The following is a 4,785-nucleotide window of genomic DNA, read 5'->3' as shown; positions in this document are numbered from 1 at the left end:
CCCTCCACAGGCCTGTGACCTGCGATGATGCTCTCGATCACGTATTTGTTACTTCATTACGTCCCCTAAGCACGGTTTGCGGTCCCCGGACCGTGCCCAACTCCCCACAATTCGGCCGCCGCGCGATCAGGCGGGCCCGGCCTCGTGAACGCTCAGCGTGCGGCGGTCTGGGGCGTGTGCGCGGTGCCAGTCGTGTCGGCCAACCGCGCGGCCGGCACCAGGCCTGGACGGGTGTCCAGCCGGAAGCCGGGATCGATCTGGCTGGTGAGGTCGACCCCGACCGCGTCGTTCGCCCAGGACCGGGCGTTCTTCACATGGAACTCGATCACCTGTCGGTGCAGTCGGTCCCAGTCGCGTTCGGTGTCGTCCACGACGGCGACGATGTGGTCCAACGCGGCGATGTTGGCCGGTTCGAGGTCCGCGATGCCGGTGGCGCGGCCCTGTTCCATCGCTCGGACGGCAGCCGACTGCTCCAGGTGGACCAGCAGGTCGTCGCCGATCCGGTCACGCAGGAACTGCAGGTCCCGCTCGTCGCTTACCTTGTTACCGATGACCGAGATCGGGATGTCGTGGTCGGCGGCGTAACCGCGGTACTGCTCGTAGACGGCGACGCCCTTGCGGGTGGGTTCGGCGACCAGGAAGGTGCGGTCGAACCGGGTGAACAGCCCGGAGGCGAACGAGTCGGCGCCGGCGGTCATGTCGACGACGACATATTCTGTGGGTCCGTCCACGAGGTGGTTGAGCAGTAGCTCGACGGCGCCGACCTTGGAGTGGTAGCAGGCGACGCCGAGGTCCTCCTCGGTGAAGGCGCCGGTGACCATCAGGCGGACCCCGTTGATGTCGACGCTCAACCGGTGGTGGATCGGGCTCGGCCCGGTGACGGTCAGCAGCCGCGAGCCGGTGCCGGGCGGTGTGGTCTTGACCATCTCCCGCGCCGACGGGATGCGCGGGTTCTCGCCACGCAGGTACTCCTTGATCTCGTCGAGGTGGTCGCCGAGCGCGGGGATGGCCGCGGCGGAGTCCTCGTCGAGCCCGAGGGCGACTGCCAGGTGCTGGTTGATATCGGCGTCGAGGGCCAGCACGGGCCGACCCCGGCTGGCCAGGTGACGGGCGACGAGGGAAGACAGCGTGGTCTTGCCGCTTCCGCCCTTGCCCACAAAAGCGATCTTCACAGAGATTTCCTCGATGTCGTGGCGGCGCTGCCGCGAGCATGCCGAACGGGTACTCCAGCCGCGAGGCGCCGATCGACGAGACCCGTGATCCCCCGCGGACGGGAGCGGAGCCCATCGAGCCCGGGTCCCCCCGGATCCCCCGGGTCCTCCCAGATCCTCATGGAAGGGCATGGGAGGGCGGGGAGTGGTCTGACCCTGGTCGGGCCGACGCGCTGCAGCCTTGCCACAAAGGATAACGGTGTTCATTTCGAATGTGTGCAGGGTGCCCGGCCGGGCCGGCGTGGTCGTCACCCGGCGAGCGGTGGAAACGCCTCACCGCGCCGCCGCATCACGCGTGCGCGGGGACTCGCGTGATCGAAATCGTGATCGAAATCGCGAGGATGCCAGCCGACAGTCCCGTCACCCGCATCATCGTCCAAGAGTGATGTTCCGGGTGAGTGATGTTCCGGTTTGTCGGCACCTGCGGGTCCGGTCAGAGCGGCCGGGTTGCCCGTCGTGCCCCCAGGACGCGGGCCCACGGCGGCCGCTTTTGCTCGCGGGGCTGTCGGTAGCGTCGCCTGTGCAGGCGCACGCCGCCGCCTTTCATGCTCACCCAGCCTCCCGGGCCCATTCGCACGATCGCCTTGGGCCCCGGGGCGCGGCCGGCGAACCGCCAGGAGATGGCCACCGCTCCGGCGACCATTTCCCCGACAATCACAATCTTGGTCAGGTCGAGGGGCTGGCCGTATGGCAACGGCGCGACGCGGGCCGGAACCAGGGGGGGTTCCACAATCACCACCTCCTCGTCGGCGTCCTGCCGACAGTGATGAGCGTGCCCTTCGCCCGCGTAGGCGACATCCGACCCGCGGTGCTCGGATCCGGGACCTGTTTCCCACCAGGGCGGGTCCTTCGACCCGGTTGAGGCACAACGATGATCCGGCGTGGCGATGGTCTGGTGTGGGTGTCAGTCCTCACTCGTCTTCTTCATGGCGTAGACGGCGGCCTGGGTCCGGCTGGTCAGGCCGAGTTTTTCGAGGATGCTGGAGACGTAGTTCTTCACGGTCTTCTCGGAGAGATGTATCCGGGTACCTATCTGCCGGTTAGTGAGACCTTCGGCGATGTGTTGGAGGATCTCGCGTTCCCGGGCGCTGAGGGAGGCCAGCGTCGGGTCTTCCCTGGGCCCTTGGCGCATTCTGTCGAGGACGCGGCGGGTGACCGATGGCGAGAGCAGCGACCCGCCGGCGGCCACGGTGCGGATGGCGCTCACCAGGTCGTTGCCGCGGATCTCCTTCAGGACGTAGCCGGCGGCACCGGCCATGATGGCGGAGAACAGGGCCTCGTCGTCGTCATAGGACGTGAGAATGAGGCAGGCGACGTCTGGATGGGCGGAGCGGATGTCGCGGCACACGTCGATGCCGCTTCCGTCGGGGAGTCGGCCATCGAGGACGGCCACGGTGGGCAGGAGCGCCGGGATTCTGCGGATCGCCTCGGCGGCGAGTCCGGCCTCGCCGACCACCTCGATGTCGTCGTGGCGATCGAGAGTCTGCCGTAGACCGTTACGCACGATTTCGTGGTCGTCGAGAATGAATACCCGGATCGTCTTCATGCGGAGGAGGATACGGTGCCGTCCTCGGAGCCGCCACGCTGTGAAATGGATGCCGGGTTCGGGACCTTCGGCCCTTGGCCTGGCCCTTGGCCCGGTGCCGACGGGTGCCCGCCGGCACCGCGGCGGCGCGTCGGAGGCGGGGGACTGTAGGGACGTTGGCCCCAGGCAGGACGGACCTTCGTTCCCTCCACGCACGACCCAAGCATGCTGCCGCGGCCGCCGGGACGCGGGCAGGCTCGTGCCATGAGCCCGGAGACCGCGGTGAACCCGCTCCCGGCGGGGCGAGACGCGTCGGCCTCGGCGCCAGCGGTAGCGCCGACGGTGGCGTCGGGGCCTCCTGCCGGGGTCGTCGAGACGGCGCGGTCCGTGCTCGTCTTCCTCGGAGATCGTGTCTTCAAGGTCAAGAAGCCGGTCGACCTCGGTGTCGTGGATTTCCGGAGCCGGCAGGCGCGGCTGGCCGCCTGCGAGGCCGAGGTGAGGCTCAATCGTCGCCTCGCGCCCGACGTCTACCTCGGCGTCGCCGATGTCATCGGACCGGACGGGGAGCCCTGCGACCACATGGTCGTGATGCGGCGACTGCCCGAGATGCGCCGGCTGTCGACGCTTGCTGAAGGTGGCACCGAGGCCACGGCGGAGATCCACGCCCTCGCCCGGGTGCTGGTCGACTTCCACGCCCGGTGCGAGACCTCGCCCCGGATCGCCGACGCGGGTGGCCTGGACCGCCTGCGTGGGCGGTGGGACGCCTGCTTCGCCCGGGTACAGCGTGACCACGGCGCGGCGGTGAGCACCAGTATCCTCGACCACGTGAACCGCCTCGCCGTGCGGTACCTCGACGGCCGCGACGAGCTCCTGCGGGAGCGGCGCGAGGCCGGGCGGATCCGCGACGGGCACGGCGATCTGTCCGCCGCGGACATCTTCTGCCTTGACGACGGGCCCAGGGTGCTCGACTGCCTGGAGTTCGAACCTGGGCTGCGGGCGGCCGACGTCCTCGCGGACGCCTGCGCGCTGGCAGCCGACCTCGAGTGGCTCGGACGCCGCGATCTCGCCCGGCTCTTCCTCGATCACTACCGTGAGATGGCTGGTGAGACCCATCCTCGGTGGTCGCTCGAGGATTTCTACTGGGCGCTGGCCGCGCTGGGTCGCTGCCAGGCGGCGTGCCAGCGTGTCGCGGCCGGAGAGAACGCGGCGGCGGAGGCGCGGGCCTTCGCTGACCTGGCACTGGCCCGGTTGCGCTGGGGCCGGGTCCGGCTCGTGCTGGTCGGCGGCCAGCGCGGCACCGGGAAGTCCACGCTCGCCGACGGGCTCGCCGGCACGGAGCGGTGGACCGTGCTCCGCTTCGACGACGTCGCGGCGGACCTGGCGGCCTCGGCCAGCCGTCACGATCTCGAGGCGGGGGGATGGGCAGAGGCGGGGGGATGGGCACCGGCCGACGACGTCGACGCGGTCCACCAGGAGCTGCTGCGCCAGGCCGGCACGGCGCTGCGCCGCGGCGAGTCCGTCGTGGTCGACGCACCGTGGAACCGGCACAGCCAGCGCGCGCAAGCGGCCGATGTCGCTCGCCGTGCCTCCGCGGACCTGGTGCAACTGCGCTGCACGGCTCCGCCCGATCTCGCGGCGACCCGTACCGGCCGGCGTTCCGCGGCAACTACCGCGGTAGCCACCGCCACAGGGTCCTTCGGCCCCGGCCGTCTCGCCGACACCGTCTCCCGGATCGAACCCTGGCCGGAAGCCAAGATCATCAATACGGCGGTGGCCATCGCCGAGTCGCTGCACAACGCCCGCCGTGCCGCGGCCTGATCGGCACGCGAAGCGATGTTCCGCAGTGTTCCGCAGTGCTCCTCGGCGTTACGCAGTGTTACGGGTGTTACGGGTGTTCTGGGGAAGAGCGGATGGCCCGGGACCGGCCACCGCCGGGCGCAGGTGACGCATCGACAGCTGGTGGGGATCGCCAATTGCATCCGCGGCGACCGACCCGCTTCTAGGGCCTGTTTGGGAAGTACGTCCGGGGTTGGCCGTGGCTCTGATGGT

Annotated in this window: 4 protein-coding genes; 1 reads left to right on the top strand and 3 read right to left on the bottom strand. The window is 69.8% G+C overall.

Annotation, left to right across the window (positions count from 1 at the left end; all coding sequences use genetic code 11):
- Nucleotides 1-152: 152 nt before the first annotated feature.
- From AC08OQ_RS17720 to AC08OQ_RS17710, 3 genes are all read right to left on the bottom strand, one after another.
- The gene (locus AC08OQ_RS17720; protein WP_476602103.1) at nt 153-1,172 is read right to left on the bottom strand and encodes an ATP-binding protein; all 1,020 of its coding nucleotides are present in this window, start codon (nt 1,170-1,172) and stop codon (nt 153-155) included.
- Nucleotides 1,173-1,644: 472 nt separating this feature from the next.
- Nucleotides 1,645-1,941, bottom strand: coding sequence for a hypothetical protein (locus AC08OQ_RS17715; protein WP_476602104.1), 297 nt, complete (start codon nt 1,939-1,941; stop codon nt 1,645-1,647).
- A gap of 174 nt (nt 1,942-2,115) precedes the next feature.
- Nucleotides 2,116-2,757 carry a response regulator gene (locus AC08OQ_RS17710; protein WP_476602105.1) on the bottom strand — a complete coding sequence of 214 codons (642 nt, stop codon included), beginning with the start codon at nt 2,755-2,757 and terminating at the stop codon, nt 2,116-2,118.
- Nucleotides 2,758-3,000: 243 nt separating this feature from the next.
- Between AC08OQ_RS17710 and AC08OQ_RS17705 the strand changes: the two genes are divergently transcribed.
- The gene (locus AC08OQ_RS17705) at nt 3,001-4,554 is read left to right on the top strand and encodes a bifunctional aminoglycoside phosphotransferase/ATP-binding protein (RefSeq protein WP_476602106.1); all 1,554 of its coding nucleotides are present in this window, start codon (nt 3,001-3,003) and stop codon (nt 4,552-4,554) included.
- Nucleotides 4,555-4,785 lie beyond the last annotated feature (231 nt).

Source organism: Frankia sp. CcCS3 (assembly GCF_977927575.1).
Note: the sequence above shows the minus strand (reverse complement) of the source record. Positions and strands in the feature narration are given on the sequence as shown.

Excerpts from the sequence above, each read along its gene's own strand:
- AC08OQ_RS17710 (WP_476602105.1), bottom strand. The coding sequence starts at position 2,757 with ATGAAGACGATCCGGGTATTCATTCTCGACGACCACGAAATCGTGCGT.
- AC08OQ_RS17705 (WP_476602106.1), top strand. The coding sequence starts at position 3,001 with ATGAGCCCGGAGACCGCGGTGAACCCGCTCCCGGCGGGGCGAGACGCG.